Genomic DNA, 15016 nt, shown 5'->3' on the forward strand with positions numbered 1-15016 from the left:
CAGTAGATGCGGCGGATTCCGTACGGGCCGGTCCGAGACGGTTGGCGACTGACCAATTTCAGTCTCGGACTGACGTACAACGACGACGTGCTCCCCGACGGGTCGATGTACTCGTACTGGCAGGAGGGGCCGTACTACGACTTCACGGCGGCCGAGATCGAAGAGCTGGAAACGGCCACGGCGACGCTGTACGACATGTGCCTCGAAGCCGGCGACTGGATGGTCGAGCAGTGCCCACGCCGTACCGTCGAAGGTCGTAAGAAAGGGTTTTTCGGTTCTGTCTGCACGCCCGAGGCCTGTTTCCTGAGCCGCATCGGCATCCCGGAATACACGCACGAGCAGATCATCCGGACCTGGTTCGACGGCGACGCGGAGACGTGGACGCACTACGACAAGGATCCGGACATGCGCACGCCGATGCAGACCCCGGACTTCTCGCCGACCGTCTACGGCCGCTTCGACCTCTGGTACAACGGCGCCGGCAGCACACCGCGGCTGCTCGAATTCAACGCGCAGACGCCGACGTCGCTGGTCGAGGCCGCGGTCATCCAATGGCACTGGATGGACCAGACCGGCATCACCCGGCACCCGTGGCGGCAGTGGAACTCCATCCACGACCGCCTGGTCGGCTGGGAGGCGACCCCGGACGGCGAGCCGGCCGAGCTCGGCGCCTGGAAACGCAACATCGCCAAGCTCCGCGAGGCCCGTCCGTGGCTCCCGGAAAAACCCAAGATCTTCTTTGCGTACGAGACGTCGGACACCTCCGGCGAGGACCGGATGAACGTGGCCTACCTGATGGCCACGGCCGAGGAGGCCGGCTTCCCGGTCGAGCTGATCGCGATGAGCCAGATCGGCTGGGACGTGGCCGGTGACCGCGTGCTGTTCGTCCCCGGCCCCGGCCGGGAGAACGAGGCCCAGCCCATCGACGTGATCTTCATGCTCTACCCGTGGGAATGGTTCTGGCACGAGGAGGGCGGCAAGGCCTTCTTCCGCAACATGGCCGACCCGGCCAAACGCGGCACGGTGTGGATCGAGCCGCCGTACAAGGCCGCGCTGCTCGGCAACAAGGCGCTGCTGCCGGTCCTGTGGAAACTCTTCGGCTCCGACCCCGAGCGCGGCAAGTACCTGCTGCCGGCCTACTTCGCGGAGTCCACCGCGGCGGCAAAACTCACGTCGTACGCGAAAAAGCCCGTCTGGGGCCGGGAAGGCGGCTCGGTCACCCTGGTCCGCGACGGGGTCCCGATCATCGACAACCCTTCCGAGTACGGATCGGACGGGCGCTACATCGTGCAGGAACTCTGCGAACTGCCGTCCTTCGACGGGCTGGAGGGCACGGTGCACCCGGTCATCGGTTCCTGGCTGATCGACGGCGAACCGGCCGGCATGGGAATCCGCGAGGGCATCGGCGTCGAAGGCCTGGTCACCAAGGACAACTGCAACTTCCTCCCGCATGCCGTCGAGTCCGAGAACTGACCGTTCAGATCTATCTTAAAAATAGACAAAGTGGTATGATCCCCCGGGAAGCTGCTTAATGTGTTCGGCGCCGCGCGGTCTCGTGCGGCGCCGTTCGCATCCCCGGAGGTTTCCGTGAGCTCCGTCGAGCAGTTCTTCGACACGTTCACCACGCTCGCCCCCGACCAGATCGGCGATTGCTTCGCCGACCACTTCCTCATCGCCGACCCGACCGGCGCCCGCCCGATCAGCCGGGCCGACTTCCTGCACGCCCTGCCTCGCCGAGCCGAGATGTTCGCCACCCTGGGAATCGGCCGCGCAGAACTGTCAGAACTCACCAGCACACGACTGGATCAGCACTATGTGCTGGCCCGGACAGAATGGACAGCCCCGCGTCTGACCGGAGGTGATCCCGTGACGATGATCTCCTCCTACCTGCTCCACGACGACGGCACGGGCCTCCAGGTAGTCCTCTACCTCAACCACAAGTCCCCACTAACCACCTGACCACCCCCACCCCACAACCATCACCACCAGCCGAACCCCGCAAGCTGGCGCTGACGGTTGTTCCGGACGCTCTTTGGAGCCCTGAGCGCCAGCCGATCCCCGCAAGCTGGCGCTGATGGTTGTTCCGGACGCTCTTTGGAGCCCTGAGCGCCAGCTGAACCCCTCGAGCTGGCGCTGGCGGTTGTTCCTGGCGTGTTTTGGAGCCGTGAGTGCCAGCTGGGCGCCGTGAGCTGGTGCTGATGGCTGTTCTGGGTGTGTTTTGGAGCCGTGAGTGCCAGCTGGCTGACTGCCTGCGGCGGTTCCTGACCTGAGGCGGCGGCCGTGCCCATCTGGCCACAGCTTGCGGCGGCAGCGACCTTGACCAGGGCGGAGGTGGCCTGGAATGCGAACAGTGCCCAGCAGCACCCGAGAGCCGCGAGGCGGCGGTGACCAGCCGCCGACATTGCGGGGTGGGCGGGATGCGGCCGAAAGCCGCGTGACGGCAGGCCGAGGGTCGCGTGGCGACAGGCAGCCACGGTCGTGGCGGTGGTGACGGGCCGCGGACGCGCGTCATGGCGGTGGCGGCGGGGCGTGGGCGGGCGTCGTGGCGGTGGTGACGGGCCGTGGGCGGGCGTCGTGGCGGTGGCGGCGGGGCGTGGGTGCGTGTTGTGAGGTGGGAGGGGCGTGGGCTGTAGGGGTGGCGTCCTACTGCATGACCCACCCTCCCTGGGGGGCCACCTCCACGACCGTAATTATCGCTCGGAACAGCGGCAACCGGCGGCCGCCCTGTGGACAACCGGCTTGTGTGGATAACCCCGATCCCCCCAGCAGGCCATGAAAGCCCAGCTCACCCCTGCGGCCGGTGACGCCAGATCCACCACAGCCCGATGAACGGCAGGATCAACGGCACGTACCCGTACCCGCTGCCGTACCGGGACCAGACCGTGTCATCGGGAAACGCCACCTTGTCGGCCACGCTGAGCGTGCCCACGACGAGCACCCCGACCAGTTCGATGCTGCAGCTCACCAGCGCGATCAGCCGCCCCCGGACGCCGCCCACGGCCAGCCCGACGGTCGCCGCGATGTAGACCACTCCGGCCAGGGCCGAGAGCAGGTAGGCGAGTGGTGCCTCGCCGAAGTGGGTGCTGATCTGGACCAGGGCGCGGGCGCTGGCGGAGAGCGCGAATGTCCCGTACACCAGCAGGAGGACCCGGCCGAGGCCGGTGCCGAGGGCCGCGTCGCGGGGTCGGGTGGAGGTGGTGGAGGGGGTTTCGTCAGGCACCGGTCACCGACGCGATCTGCTGCAGCCGCAGCACTAGGACGGGCAGGACGATGGCGCCGACGCCGAGGATGAGGCTGCCCCAGCGGGTCGGCTCCAGCTTGGCCAGCCAGGTGGCGGCCGGGGCGAAGCAGATGGTGGTGACCAGGTAGCCGCCGAACGTGGCGGTGTCGGACGGGCGGGTGCCGTCGAAGAGGCCGATCACGGCGACCACGACGAGGACTGCCACCAGGGCGCTGAGCGCGGTCATGGTGAGCAGGTCGAGGCGGCTCGGCGCGCGGTCGAGCGCGGAGCGCAGGAGGTACCACGCCGCGAGGAGGAGAGCGACGACGATGGTCGCCACCGAGAGGGGACCGTTCACCCGGCACAGGTTACTGACGTGGCTCTGGGCTGGTAACTTCCGGCCCCGGGAGATCTTTTCAGGAGAGTGGGCAAACAGTGCGCTTCGGATTGTTCGGTACGGGTCCCTGGGCACACATGGTGCACTCCGAGGCTCTGGCGCGGCACCCGGAAGTCGAGCTGGCCGGGGTGTGGGGGCGTAACCCGGCCAAGGCCGAGGAGTTGGCGGCCAAGCACGGCAGTCGCGCCTACGCGGACGCGGACGCGCTGCTCGCCGATGTGGACGCGGTCGCGATCGCGCTTCCGCCGGACGTGCAGGCGCCGATCGCCATCCGGGCCGCGCGGGCCGGGCGGCATCTGATCCTCGACAAGCCGGTTTCCCTCCGTACGGAGGAAGCCTCTGAATTGGCCTCGGCCGTCGCGGACGGTGACGTGGCGTCGGTGGTCTTCTTCACCCGGCGGTTCGTGCCGGAGACGGAGAAGTTCCTGGCCGAGGCCGTGGCCGCGGGCGGCTGGACCGAGGCGCGGATCGACCACCTCGGTTCGATCTTCACGCCGGACAACCCGTTCGGCGCGTCGGCCTGGCGGCGCGAGCGCGGCGGTCTGTGGGATGTCGGCCCGCACGCGTTGTCCCTGGTGTTGCCGGTGCTGGGTCCGGTGACCGAGGTGACCGGCCTGGCCGGCGACCACGACCTGACCGCGCTGGTGCTGCGCCACGAAAGTGGAGCGATCAGCCGTCTCACTCTTTCGGTGGACGCCCCGGCCGCGGCCGCGCGGCAGTCGGCCGAGTTCGCCGGTGAGGCCGGGGTGTGGCCGGTGCCGGCGGTCGAGTTCGACGCGGTGGAGATGTTCGGCCGGGCGATCGGTCAGCTGTTGTCGGCGGCCGCGGGCGGGCCGGCGTCGGCCGTGGACGTCCGGTTCGGGCTAAGGGTGACCGCGGTCCTGGCCGCGGCCGACGAGGCGATCGCGCAGGGGCGGACGGTCCGGCTCGGCTGAGCCGGCCGCCGCGCGTTTTCCCTGCTAGGGGACGGTGCGTTCGATTGCCGCGGCGCCGTCGCGTTCGAGTTCGGCGCGGGCTCGGGCGATGTTTTCCGGCGTCGGGTCCTTGCCCTGGGCCACGGCCAGATCCTCGGGGTCCCAGGGCTGCTCGGCGCCGGTGCGCCAGACGGGTGGCGCGCTCTCCTCCGACGTTGACCGGATCTTGCTCATGGTCCTCACCTCCGTGTGACCGACCGGGCTGTCTGCGTGCCCGCAGTCCCATTCTGTACGCCGGGTCGGGGCAAGGGGGCCCGAACTGAGCGCTAACTGGACAGAACCTGCGCGTTACGGATGGACGCAAAGTAGCGAGCCGAATACATTTTCGCCTGTCATGTACGCCCGGGGCGGACCGTCCCGACTTCCGGCCTGGCGGGCCGTGGGGTTCGGCGTGCGTGAGGTGAGGGGACTGGATCTGCATGTCGGACTGCACCGAGCGCGGTATTACGGGTGACGGCCGGGAGGGAACGCCGGAAGCCGGCGCGGCATGACCGGCCTCTGGGACGCCGAGCGGGACGCGGGCGAGGTGGTGCGGGCGCTGAACGGCCTGGCCGCCCTGCTGGGCCGGGATCCGGAGGCCTCGCCACCGGACGCGGACACTCTGCGGATCATGCGACAGCTGGTCGAGAGCGGCGTGACGTCGGCCGCCCGGGTGCAGGGCTATCTGCGGGATCTGCGCGGCCCGGGGGACGGGGACGCGGTCGCGCTGTCGCCTGTGCTGGCGCCGTGGCGGGACTGGACGCCGATCCACGGCCACATGTTCGGCGCGCATCGTGGGCCGGCGGCGCGGGGTGCCCGCCGGATCAACGAGGTGCCCCAGCCCCGGCGGTGTGACCCGGGGGAGTGATTTCTCAGCCGGGCCGGCGCAGGGTTTCCGAGGGGGAGACCCCGAACCGTGCCCGGTACGCCGAGGCGAACCGGCCCAGGTGCGCGAAGCCCCACCGGTTGGCCACCGCGGCCACCGTGACCAGGCCCGGGTCGGCTTCCCGCAGGGTCTCGTGCGCCCTGCTCAGGCGGGTCTGCTGCAGGTAGGCCATCGGCGTGCACCCGAGGTGGCGCCGGAATCCCTCCTGCAGCGAGCGCACGCTCATCCGCGCGATCCGGGCCAGGTCGCCCACGGTGAACGCCCGGTCCGGTTCGTCGTGGATCGCGTCCAGTGCCCGCCGGATCGCTCGGGGCGGACCGGCGCCGGCCGGCGTGATCAGTTCGTCGTGGTAGCGGTGCGGCACGCTCAGCAGCAGCCCGCTGAGCACGCTGCTGCACAGCTGCTCGGCGATCATCGGCTGGAAGATCAGGCTGGTCTCGTGCTCCAGTTCGTCGTGGAGCAGCCGGATCAGCCGGCTCCAGCTGTGCGCGGGGCCGGTGGTCAGGTCGAAGGCGGCCGGCAGGTCGATCGTTCCCTCGATCGGATGACCGAGCAGCGCCGCCAATTCACTCTCCAGGGCCCACCGTTCGATCCGTACGTCGATCTCCGCCGAGGGGGCTTCGGGTCGCAGGTAGACCGGGTCGCCGGGGCGGAACGCGACCGCGGTGGCCGGTCCGGCGGTGACGTCGTGCCCGTTGCGGCGGGCCAGGACGCGCCCGATCAGCGGCAGGGTGACGTGATAGGCGTCGGCCGCGGCGGCGACCAGGGTTACGCGTCCGGCGAACGAGAGATGACCGACGGTGAGCGGTCCGAGTTGGATCACTTCCACGCCGACCTTGGCGTCCGTGCTCTCCGGGGCGGCCAGGGACACCGGGTGATAGAAACGATTCAGGACGTCACGGGCCTCGTTAACGCCGACGCTGTCGAAGTAGACGGTGCCCGGGGCCGGCCTTGAGCCGGCACCAGGTACGGCCTCACCCATGCCGTCCGGTGCTCCATCGCATACGGTGAGTATTCGGCCAGATTCAGTGGACAGTCAACGTGGCCGCCACGCACTGACCGTTCCAGCACATTCCGGCCATATGAACTACTCTGGCGTTCCGCGCCTACGTGGCGTAACTTGCAGACCAGCGGATTGTTGTAGGAACGCGGGTTCCTGTGGCGTCTCCCAGCGAACGCCGCGTGCGTACGACCTCTTCTCCGGGCCGTCGCACCGTGTCCCGCGGAAAGTCGGTGTCGGACCTCCCGCCACCAGAAGAGAGGGCAGCTGTGTATCTGCCGATCACGACCCGCCAGCTGGCCGACGGCACTGTCGAGATCGCCCCGAGCGGCGAGATCGATCTGGACAACGCGCACGTCATGCGGGACGCCGTGAATGACGTCCTGACCACCATGACACCCAGCAAGATCTGTCTCGACCTGCAGCGCGTCATGCTGATCGACAGCATCGGGATCGGCATTCTGGTGGCGTGCTTCCACACCGCTGCGGCCAGCGGTATCAAACTCGTGGTGAGCCACCCCAGTGCCACGGTCTACCGGCAGCTCTGGGTCTCCGGCCTGGTCGGCCTGCTCGGCTGCGCCGAGCCACCCTCGCCGCGCACCTCGGTGGGCCTGCGGCCCAACTGAGAAGCCGCGCGCGATCCCACGGCCGTTTTACCCTCGCGGGTGGCGACGGCTGACCGATTTCGACATGAAAAAGGCGCGACCCCACGGTGGGGCCGCGCCTTTTTCCGACATTCCGACTGATCAGTGCAGGGCCGCGGTGGCCTGCTCCTGGGCCGCCCGCTCGTCGCCCGAGAGCGTGGAGAGCGGCTTCTCCTTGATGAACAGCACGGCGATCACGGCCAGGAACGCGACCGGCGCCCCGATCATGAACAGGTGGGCGGTCGCCGTACCGTAGATGTCCTGAACCACCGCGAGGACCTCGGGCGGCAGGGTGGCCAGGTCGGGGACCTTGGCCGTGCCCCCACCGGAGGCGGCGGCGCCGAACTTCTCGGCGAACAGCGACGTCACCTTGTCGGCCAGGACCGCGCCGAGCGCGCTGACCCCGATCGAGCCGCCCATGCTGCGGAAGAACGTGAGTGCCGACGTGGTGGCGCCCAGCTCGGTCGCGGGCACGTCGTTCTGGGCGGCCAGCACCAGGTTCTGCATCAGCATGCCGACGCCGATGCCCAGCACGGCCATGTAGGCCGAGATCAGCGGCACCGAGGTATCGGCCCCGATGGTGCTGAGCAGCAGCATCCCGCCGGTCATGATCACCGCGCCGGCGACCAGGTAGATCTTCCACCGGCCGAACTTGGTGATCAGCTGGCCGGCGATCGTGGAGGACACCAGGAGGCCGAAGATCATCGGCAGGCTCATCAGGCCGGCCACGGTCGGCGACTTGCCCAGCGAGATCTGGAAGTACTGCGACAGGAACACCGTTCCGCCGAACAGCGCGACGCCGACCAGCACGCTCGCGATGATCGACAGGCTGACCGTGCGGTGCCGGAAGATGGCCAACGGGATGATCGGCTCGGCCGCTCGCGACTCCACCCAGACGGCCAGGGCCAGCAGGACCACGCCACCGGCGACGAACGCGGCGGTCTCCGCGGACACCCAGGCGAAGTGCTGACCGGCCAGCGTGGACCAGATGAGCAGGGTGCTCACGCCGGCCGTGATCAGGAACGCGCCCAGCCAGTCGATCTTCACTTCCTTGCGGGTGACCGGCAGGTGCAGAGTCTTCTGCAGCATCAGGATGGCGGCGATCGAGAACGGCACGCCGACCAGGAAGCACCAGCGCCAGCCCAGCCAGGACGTGTCCACCAGGACGCCGCCGATCAGCGGGCCGGCGATGGTGGCGACGCCGAAGACCGCGCCGAACAGGCCGGAGTACCGCCCCAGCTCACGTGGCGGGATCATGGCGGCCATCACGATCATGGCCAGCGCGGACATGCCGCCCGCGCCCACGCCCTGGGCGATCCGGCTGATCAGCAGGACGCCGACGTTCGGGGCCAGGCCGGCGATGAGCGAGCCGAGCACGAACAGGCCGAGCGAGAGCTGGATCAGCAGCTTCTTGCTGTAGAGGTCGGCCATCTTGCCCCAGAGCGGGACGGTGGCGGTCATCGCGAGCAGCTCGGTGGTGACGATCCAGGTGTAGACGGACTGGCTGCCACCCAGCTCGGCGATGATCGTCGGCAGGGCGTTGGCGACCACGGTGGATGCCAGGATGCTGACGAACATGCCCAGCATCAGGCCGGACAGCGCCTGGACGACCTCGCGATGGGTCATCTTGCCGCTCGCCTCGGCGGTGTCGGAGGGTACGGGTACAGCGGTCATTCAGATCCTCGGTGCGTGGGGTGGGGTGGGTCGGTCAGACCGGCGGCGACCATGCCGAAGGCCTCGTGGACATGATCAGAAAGGCTTATTTCCCGTACGTCGGAAAGGCCGTTCTGTGCATCTGCCGCCCACCTCATGAGGGCGACGCGCAACGCGGCTCCGGTGACCGCGGCCAGCACCGGCGGATAGGCGTGACCCGGGTCGAGCCCGAGCCGCCCCGCGATCGCGGCGGTCATCTCCTGCTCGGCGGTCGCGGCGATGGCGGCCAGCCGGGGGAGCAGGTGCGGATTGTTGATGATCACGCGGAGCCGGAGCAGCCACAGCTCGCGATCGTCCTGGATCAGCCGGATCGCCGGGGCCAGCGCGGCCTCGACCGCGGCCAGCGCGGGGCCGGGCGGGGCGGCGAGCAGCAGCTCCCGGGGGTCGGTGAGGCCCTCCAGGGGGTCGCCGACGAGGGCGTCCTCCTTGGTGGCGAAGTAGTTGAAGAACGTGCGCGGGGAGACGCCGGCGGCCTCGCTGATCTCGTCGACCGTGACGCGATCGGCGCCGCGCTCGTCGGTGAGCCGGAGCGCGGCGCTGATCAGGGCGTGCCGGGTCTGCCGCCGCTTGTCGTCCCGGTTCATGCCCGGGAGGTTACGACAAACTTTGCAGTCTCTGCAAAGTTTTAAAGGGTCCGGCTCAGGAATTCCACAGTCTTCGCCACCGCGCGGGTGACGTGCTCGTCCACGTCGTACAGGTCGACGTGCCGGGTCGAGTCCAGCCAGAGCGTCTCGTCGGCCCGCATCGCCTCGGCCAGCTCCGGCGAGCAGTAGTCGTCCACCCGCCCGTGCACGATCAGGCTCGGCGGCAGCAGCGGGCGCACGCCCAGCACGTCGAGCGTCATCAGGCTGTGCAGCGACCCGCGGGTGACCCGGTTCTCCCAGTTCGGCGTGCCGATCCACTTCGAGTAGTACGACCACGGCTCCTCGCCGGGCATCGCCGCCTCGCCGTCCAGGGCGACGGCCGGGATCTCCTCGTCGTAGCGCTCGACCATGCCGATCAAGGCTTGCCGGTACGTCTCCCGGCCCATCCGCTCGGCGAACCAGGCGGGACTGTTGTACGCCCCGGCGATCCCGGCCACCGCCTTCACCCGGGGATCCGTGGCGGCGGCGCGCATCGCGTACCCGGCGCCCAGACAGATCCCCACCACGGCCCGGTCGTAGCCGTCCAGCAGGCCGACCGCGGCCCGCAGATCGGCCAGCTTGCCCTGACTGTCCTCGTGCCCGCGGCGGCCCGCACTGGCCCCGAAGCCACGGTGATCGAACGCCAGGGTGGTGATGCCGGCGGCGGTCAGCCGCTCCGCGTACTCGGCCACCACCTGTTCCTTCACGCCGCTGAACGGGCCGGTGAGCACGGCCGCGCGGTTGCCCGGGGCGGTACGCAGCACCCCTTCGAGGCGAAGCCCGTCACTGAAGAACGTCACTGTCTCGGTCACGCTCCGACGCTAGGCTGCTCCCGGCGGCGCGGACAGAGGGCACTTCCGGGTGCCCATGGGGAGTGTGAAGCGTGGACCTGGTCGTACCGGACGTGCTCGACGAGGGCTGTGTCACCCGGCAGGCGCTGGAACGGCTGGCCGTGAAGTGGCGGGTGCTGCTGATCTACGCACTGGCCGACGGGCCGCAGCGCCCGGCCCGGCTGCGGCGGCGCATCCCCGGCATCACCCCCAAGATGCTCACCGAGACGTTGCGCGGCATGGAGACCGACGGCCTGGTCAGCCGTCAGGTGTACAAGGCCGACCCGCCCCAGCACGTCGAGTACGAACTGACCGCCCTCGGCCGCACCCTGCGCGAGCCGCTGGCCGCGATCTGCGCCTGGGCCCGGGAGAACGGGTGACTCAATCGTTGAGCTGCGCGCGCTCGATCTCGGCCAGCGCGGCGGTCAGCCAGCCGGCCGGGTCCCGCCCGGCCAGCAGGTCGGTGAGCAGCAGCGCGGCGTTGCGGGCGAGCGCGTCCGTCCGCGGGGCCGGGACACCGTCCTCGTCCAGCACGCCGAGCGCGCCGGCCAGCAACCAGAGCACGACCTGCGGGTGGGCCTCCGGGTGGGCGCGGACACAGGAGGCGAGCACGCCCCGGATGTCGTCGGCGGCCAGCCCGTCCGGGTGCCCGTCCTCCAGCAGCAGGCGGACCGTGGTGCCGAGGATCAGGCCGGTGTGCGTGAGATCGAGGGCGGCCAGGTCGTTCACGGCCTCGTCGAGCGCCTCCGGCTCGCCCTTGCGGACGGCCTCGACGGCCGCGGTGGTGGCCGCCGCGACCGGGCGGGCCGGGGACGGCAGATGGCGCCAGCTGTCGGTCACGCGGTCGACCCTATCCGGCGCTCGGATCCGTACGCCGAAGGTGTTGGGCCTGGCGGTTTTCGAATGTCGATGCGAGAAGAGGGTGTGATGACGAGCCTGGACGCGGTGACCGCGTGGATCGACCGCTACCGCACAGCGTGGGAGAGCAACGACCCGGACGACATCCGGGACCTGTTCGCGGACGATGCGGCCTACTTCACCGAGCCCTACTCGCCGCCGTGGGTCGGGCGCGAGGCGATCGTGGCCGGCTGGCTGGAGCAGCGGGACGAGCCCGGCACGACCACGTTCACCTGGCAGCCGGTGATCATCACCGAGGAGTTGGCGGTGATCGAGGGCCGCACGGTCTACCCGGACCGGGAGTACCGCAACCTGTGGGTGCTGCGCCTGGACCACACCGGCCTGGCCCGCCAGTTCACCGAATGGTGGATGGAGGTGCCACCGCCACCGGCAGAATGAGCCGCGACCCGGCGACGTCCACGGTGTGCCGGGACGCGGCCAGCCCGGCGCCGTCCGTGCCCGGGTTGCGGTCGAAGCGCGGGAACGCGCCGCCGGAGATCTGCAGCCGCAGCCGGTGCCCGGCGGCCAGCCGGTGGAAGCACGGATCCAGGGTCAGCGTCAGCCGCTGCGGCTCACCGGCCGGTAGCGTCGCGTCGAGCCGGCGGTTCTGGTCGGCGAAGTTGCGCGAGTGGCCGCGCCCGTCCACGTCGCAGAGCCGCACGAACACGTCGGCCCGCGGGTTGTCCACGGTGACGGTCAACTCCAGCACCGGGTGGCCGCTCACATCGACCGCGGTCGGCAGCGGGTCGGTGGTGAACGTCAGCACGTCCCGCCGCGCCTCCAGAGCCCGGTTGTCCTTGACCCCCATCGAACCGATCAGCGTCCGCCCGCCGACCGACGGGGTCGGATCGGCCGGGTCGTAGCGGAACTCGGCGACACCCTCCGACCCCTCCGGCTCGGACGTGGTCAGCCGGCGACCGGCCCGCAGATGGAACGTGACCGGCTCGGTCGGCGGCGGCCACTCGGGCATCCCGTGCCAGGCGCGCTCGCCGGTCCGGAACGCTCGAACGGGTGATTTACGGGCCGCCGGGCCGTCCGCGAGGTGCTGATCGAGCCAGGCGACGCTCTCCCGGGTCAGAACCCCGCCGCCCTGCAGCCCGGCCTGCAGGTGTGTCCACGGTCCGACGGTCAGCGCGACGTCGACGCCGCGGGCGCGCAGGGCCTCGTACTGAATCATGGTCTGATCGAGGAAAAGGTCCTGCCAGCCGCCGATCAGCAGCACCGGGACGTCGAGGCCGGCCAGCGCCGCGCCCGCCCGGTACGGCGTCCACCACGGGTCCTCGCCGTCCGGATGCGCCAGCCACTCCCGGTACCAGGGCGCCCGCCCGAGCAGGGCCGCCTCGGCGGCGTCGGCCAGAGGCAGCCCCTCGTGCGCGGGCCGCAGCCGGCGCTTCGAAGCGGCCATGCTGAGCAGCCGGCCGCGCAGACCGTCCTCCTGGTGGGCGATCTGGTAACTCCAGCCGAGGAAGTCACCCAGAGTGAAGGCACCGGTCCCGAAGACCGCCTCCCGGAAGTCATGCGGCCCGACGTAGATCACCGCGGTGCGCAGCTCCGGCGGCGGATCCTGCAGCAGCGTCCACTGCGACCAGGCCAGGTAAGACGCCCCGAGCGTGGCCAGCTTGCCGTTGAACCAGGGCTGCTCGCGAAGCCACGCGACAGTGTCCTGGCCGTCCTCGGCCTCCTGCGCCATCGGCCGGAAGACACCCTCCGAACCGAACGTGCCGCGCACGCTCTGCAACAACACGTGATAGCCCCGGGCCGCGAAAATGCGACCGTCCATCACCGGATTGGGAAGATTTCTCCCGTACGGCGTCCGGATCAGCACCGTCCCCTTGGACTCGGCGACATCCGGGGCGAGATGGTCGCCGAGCAGGCGCACCCCGTCCCGCATCGGGGTCCGCACCGGCTCCGTCCGGTAGCCGTGCGTGGCCGGTGTCAGACCCAGCATCCGGCTCACCGCGGCACTGGCCAGCCGCTGCCGTCGGGAGATCGCCATACGCACCCCTTTGCCCAGGACACCTGAAGATATCCACACGCCGTGGAATATGAAAGATGAAATGCATTCGCGGGATTGCCGATGTGCGAATCGGCGAGCATTTCGGCAAACTGCGACGAGTGGACGAGGAACGCAAACTCGGAGGACGTTACCGGCTGCACGACGAGCTCGGCCGGGGCGGTATGGCCATGGTGTGGCGGGCCACCGACGAGGTGCTGAACCGGCCGGTCGCGGTGAAGGTGCTGGCCGGGCGGTACGCCGGCGACGAACGGTTCCGCACCCGGATCCTCCACGAGGCGCGTGCGGCGGCGACCCTGTCGCACCCCAACATCGCGCAGATCTACGACTTCGGCGAATCCGACGAGGACGGGACGCTCGTTCCGTACGTCGTCATGGAATTGATCAACGGGCCCACATTGCAGCAGCGTCTGGCCGAGGCCCCGATGCCGCCCCGGCGCGTTTTCCGGATCTGCGGCGAAGTGGCCGCCGGGCTCGCCGCCGCCCACGCCGACGGCCTGGTGCATCGTGACATCAAACTGGCCAACGTGATGGTCACCCCGGCCGGCGCGAAGGTGGTGGACTTCGGGATCGCCGCCGCCGCCGGACCCGCCGAACCCGAGGAAGGCCTGCTCGGGACCCCGGCCTACCTGGCCCCGGAACGGCTCACCGGCGGCGCGATCGAACCCGCGTCGGACGTGTACGCGCTCGGGGTGCTGCTCTACCGGCTGCTCGCCGACGAGTCGCCGTGGACGGTGGAGACGACCACGCAGATGCTGTCGGCCCACGTGTACGCCGAGCCGGCGCCCCTGCCCGAACTGCCCGGCGTGCCGGAAGCGGTGGCCGAGATGGTCGACCGGTGCCTGGCCAAGGAACCGTCGGAACGGCCGGACGCGGCCGAGGTGTCGGCGATCCTGGCCGACGCGGCCGAAGCTGCATCGGTGAAACCCGTCTCGGAGCCCCCGCCTCCGGATCCGGTCGCCTCGTCTCCGGTCGCCTCGTCTCCGGCCGCCGATGCGCATTTCGACGCGGGTGTGGCCGCGCCGGTGCTGCCGCCGACCCGGTTCGACGAGGAGACCGAACTGATCGCCGGGGCACGGCCGGTGCGCCCGCGGTACGACAACCGCAGGCTGATACTCGTCGGCACCGTCCTGGTCGCCCTGCTGATCGTCGTCACCGGATGGTGGGTCACCCGCTCGGATGAAACCGGCCCGGCGGCGGTCGACGCCGCCCCGACGAGCAGCCGTCCCGTCGATCTGCCCGGCGTGGCGAGGTCGGCCGGGGTCACGCCAAGCCCGTCGGCCACCCGGCACGCCCGGCAGCCGGCCGCGGTGACCAGCCAATTGCCGGTCGTCCCGGGCATCTCGGCGCTCCCCGGCTCGGCGCTGCCGTCGCCCGCCCCCGAACCCAGCGCCGGCGACTCGCCGCCGCCGGCCACCGACGGCCCGGAGAGCACCCGCCTGGAGTCGAAGGGCGGCGCGGTCAACGCCACCTGCGTCTCCGGGAACGCGCAGCTGCTCAGCTGGGAGCCGGCCGAAGGTTTCGTGGTGGAACGGGCCGACCCCGGGCCGGGCCTGACCGCATCGGTGGTCTTCGCGGGCGGCCTCAGCCGCTACCGGATGTCGATCACCTGCTTCGCCGGCAAGCCCTCGGCCGTGGTGCTCCCGTTGTAGGGCCGCGAGTTGCCGTGCCGGGCTTGATCGATCCGGGAGATGACGGGATGTCGACGGAACTCGCCGGCCAGCTCCTTCTCTCTTGCGACTGGGATTCACCTCGCACCAATGCCGAGCTCGCCGACGCTTTTGGGATCGGTGGATGAGACTCGTCGAGACCCTGACGACATCGAGGTCCCACAGGTGT

At 70.2% G+C, this 15016-nt stretch carries 17 protein-coding genes; 8 read left to right on the forward strand and 9 right to left on the reverse strand.

The window, feature by feature from the left end; all coding sequences use genetic code 11:
* Positions 1-6: 6 nt before the first annotated feature.
* Positions 7-1473 (forward strand): glutathionylspermidine synthase family protein, encoded by a 1467-nt coding sequence (locus tag ACSHV8_RS45855; RefSeq protein WP_436526755.1) that lies wholly within the window; start codon positions 7-9, stop codon positions 1471-1473.
* A gap of 114 nt (positions 1474-1587) precedes the next feature.
* Complete coding sequence (locus ACSHV8_RS45860; protein ID WP_436526757.1) at positions 1588-1959, forward strand: nuclear transport factor 2 family protein; 372 nt, start codon at positions 1588-1590, stop codon at positions 1957-1959.
* Between the two features lie 826 nt (positions 1960-2785).
* Here ACSHV8_RS45860 and ACSHV8_RS45865 read toward each other — a convergent pair.
* On the reverse strand, positions 2786-3220 hold the full coding sequence (locus ACSHV8_RS45865; RefSeq protein ID WP_436526759.1) for a hypothetical protein: 435 nt from the start codon (positions 3218-3220) through the stop codon (positions 2786-2788).
* Entirely contained in the window at positions 3213-3578 is a 366-nt protein-coding gene (locus ACSHV8_RS45870; RefSeq protein WP_436526761.1) for a hypothetical protein, read from the reverse strand. The genes ACSHV8_RS45865 and ACSHV8_RS45870 overlap by 8 nt, the downstream gene beginning before the upstream one ends.
* A 77-nt stretch (positions 3579-3655) precedes the next feature.
* On the opposite strand from ACSHV8_RS45870, the gene ACSHV8_RS45875 reads away from it, so the two are divergent.
* Positions 3656-4552: a Gfo/Idh/MocA family protein gene (locus ACSHV8_RS45875; protein WP_436526763.1), complete on the forward strand. Its 897-nt coding sequence runs from the start codon at positions 3656-3658 to the stop codon at positions 4550-4552.
* A gap of 24 nt (positions 4553-4576) precedes the next feature.
* Here the strand turns inward: ACSHV8_RS45875 and ACSHV8_RS45880 are convergent, their stop codons facing one another.
* A complete protein-coding gene (locus ACSHV8_RS45880; RefSeq protein ID WP_436537372.1) occupies positions 4577-4765 on the reverse strand; it encodes a hypothetical protein in 189 nt (62 codons plus the stop codon).
* A 313-nt stretch (positions 4766-5078) separates the two neighbouring features.
* Here ACSHV8_RS45880 and ACSHV8_RS45885 point away from each other — a divergent pair, with 313 nt between their 5' ends.
* Entirely contained in the window at positions 5079-5438 is a 360-nt protein-coding gene (locus tag ACSHV8_RS45885) for a hypothetical protein (RefSeq protein WP_436526765.1), read from the forward strand.
* Between the two features lie 4 nt (positions 5439-5442).
* Here the strand turns inward: ACSHV8_RS45885 and ACSHV8_RS45890 are convergent, their stop codons facing one another.
* Entirely contained in the window at positions 5443-6438 is a 996-nt protein-coding gene (locus tag ACSHV8_RS45890; protein WP_436526767.1) for an AraC family transcriptional regulator, read from the reverse strand.
* Positions 6439-6725: 287 nt separating this feature from the next.
* Here ACSHV8_RS45890 and ACSHV8_RS45895 point away from each other — a divergent pair, with 287 nt between their 5' ends.
* Positions 6726-7082 (forward strand): STAS domain-containing protein, encoded by a 357-nt coding sequence (locus ACSHV8_RS45895; protein WP_436526769.1) that lies wholly within the window; start codon positions 6726-6728, stop codon positions 7080-7082.
* Positions 7083-7202: 120 nt separating this feature from the next.
* On the opposite strand, the gene ACSHV8_RS45900 is transcribed toward ACSHV8_RS45895, so the two are convergent.
* Genes ACSHV8_RS45900 through ACSHV8_RS45910 form a run of 3 tightly spaced genes read right to left on the reverse strand, consistent with a single transcriptional unit; the run spans position 7203 to position 10248 of the window.
* Positions 7203-8774, reverse strand: coding sequence for an MDR family MFS transporter (locus tag ACSHV8_RS45900; RefSeq protein WP_436526772.1), 1572 nt, complete (start codon positions 8772-8774; stop codon positions 7203-7205).
* Positions 8771-9397: a TetR family transcriptional regulator gene (locus tag ACSHV8_RS45905; protein ID WP_436526774.1), complete on the reverse strand. Its 627-nt coding sequence runs from the start codon at positions 9395-9397 to the stop codon at positions 8771-8773. Before ACSHV8_RS45905 ends, ACSHV8_RS45900 begins: the two co-directional genes overlap by 4 nt.
* Positions 9398-9438: 41 nt before the next feature.
* Positions 9439-10248, reverse strand: a complete 810-nt coding sequence (locus ACSHV8_RS45910) for an alpha/beta hydrolase (RefSeq protein ID WP_436526776.1) — start codon at positions 10246-10248, stop codon at positions 9439-9441.
* A 71-nt stretch (positions 10249-10319) separates the two neighbouring features.
* On the opposite strand from ACSHV8_RS45910, the gene ACSHV8_RS45915 reads away from it, so the two are divergent.
* Positions 10320-10646 (forward strand): winged helix-turn-helix transcriptional regulator, encoded by a 327-nt coding sequence (locus ACSHV8_RS45915; RefSeq protein WP_436526778.1) that lies wholly within the window; start codon positions 10320-10322, stop codon positions 10644-10646.
* Position 10647: 1 nt separating this feature from the next.
* Here the strand turns inward: ACSHV8_RS45915 and ACSHV8_RS45920 are convergent, their stop codons facing one another.
* On the reverse strand, positions 10648-11106 hold the full coding sequence (locus ACSHV8_RS45920; RefSeq protein WP_436526780.1) for a hypothetical protein: 459 nt from the start codon (positions 11104-11106) through the stop codon (positions 10648-10650).
* A gap of 87 nt (positions 11107-11193) precedes the next feature.
* Between ACSHV8_RS45920 and ACSHV8_RS45925 the strand changes: the two genes are divergently transcribed.
* Positions 11194-11562, forward strand: coding sequence for a YybH family protein (locus ACSHV8_RS45925; protein WP_436526782.1), 369 nt, complete (start codon positions 11194-11196; stop codon positions 11560-11562).
* Here the strand turns inward: ACSHV8_RS45925 and ACSHV8_RS45930 are convergent.
* Positions 11519-13159, reverse strand: coding sequence for a CocE/NonD family hydrolase (locus tag ACSHV8_RS45930; RefSeq protein ID WP_436526784.1), 1641 nt, complete (start codon positions 13157-13159; stop codon positions 11519-11521). The genes ACSHV8_RS45925 and ACSHV8_RS45930 overlap by 44 nt on opposite strands.
* Positions 13160-13278: 119 nt before the next feature.
* On the opposite strand from ACSHV8_RS45930, the gene ACSHV8_RS45935 reads away from it, so the two are divergent.
* Entirely contained in the window at positions 13279-14829 is a 1551-nt protein-coding gene (locus tag ACSHV8_RS45935) for a protein kinase domain-containing protein (RefSeq protein WP_436526786.1), read from the forward strand.
* Positions 14830-15016: the final 187 nt, after the last annotated feature.

Source organism: Actinoplanes sp. HUAS TT8 (genome assembly GCF_051380535.1).
In the GTDB taxonomy this organism is placed as follows: domain Bacteria; phylum Actinomycetota; class Actinomycetes; order Mycobacteriales; family Micromonosporaceae; genus Actinoplanes.

Coding starts and splice junctions, on each gene's coding strand:
- ACSHV8_RS45855 (WP_436526755.1), top strand. CDS start 7: ATGCGGCGGATTCCGTACGGGCCGGTCCGAGACGGTTGGCGACTGACC.
- ACSHV8_RS45880 (WP_436537372.1), bottom strand. CDS start 4,765: ATGAGCAAGATCCGGTCAACGTCGGAGGAGAGCGCGCCACCCGTCTGG.
- ACSHV8_RS45885 (WP_436526765.1), top strand. CDS start 5,079: ATGACCGGCCTCTGGGACGCCGAGCGGGACGCGGGCGAGGTGGTGCGG.
- ACSHV8_RS45890 (WP_436526767.1), bottom strand. CDS start 6,438: ATGGGTGAGGCCGTACCTGGTGCCGGCTCAAGGCCGGCCCCGGGCACC.
- ACSHV8_RS45900 (WP_436526772.1), bottom strand. CDS start 8,774: ATGACCGCTGTACCCGTACCCTCCGACACCGCCGAGGCGAGCGGCAAG.
- ACSHV8_RS45905 (WP_436526774.1), bottom strand. CDS start 9,397: ATGAACCGGGACGACAAGCGGCGGCAGACCCGGCACGCCCTGATCAGC.
- ACSHV8_RS45925 (WP_436526782.1), top strand. CDS start 11,194: ATGACGAGCCTGGACGCGGTGACCGCGTGGATCGACCGCTACCGCACA.
- ACSHV8_RS45930 (WP_436526784.1), bottom strand. CDS start 13,159: ATGGCGATCTCCCGACGGCAGCGGCTGGCCAGTGCCGCGGTGAGCCGG.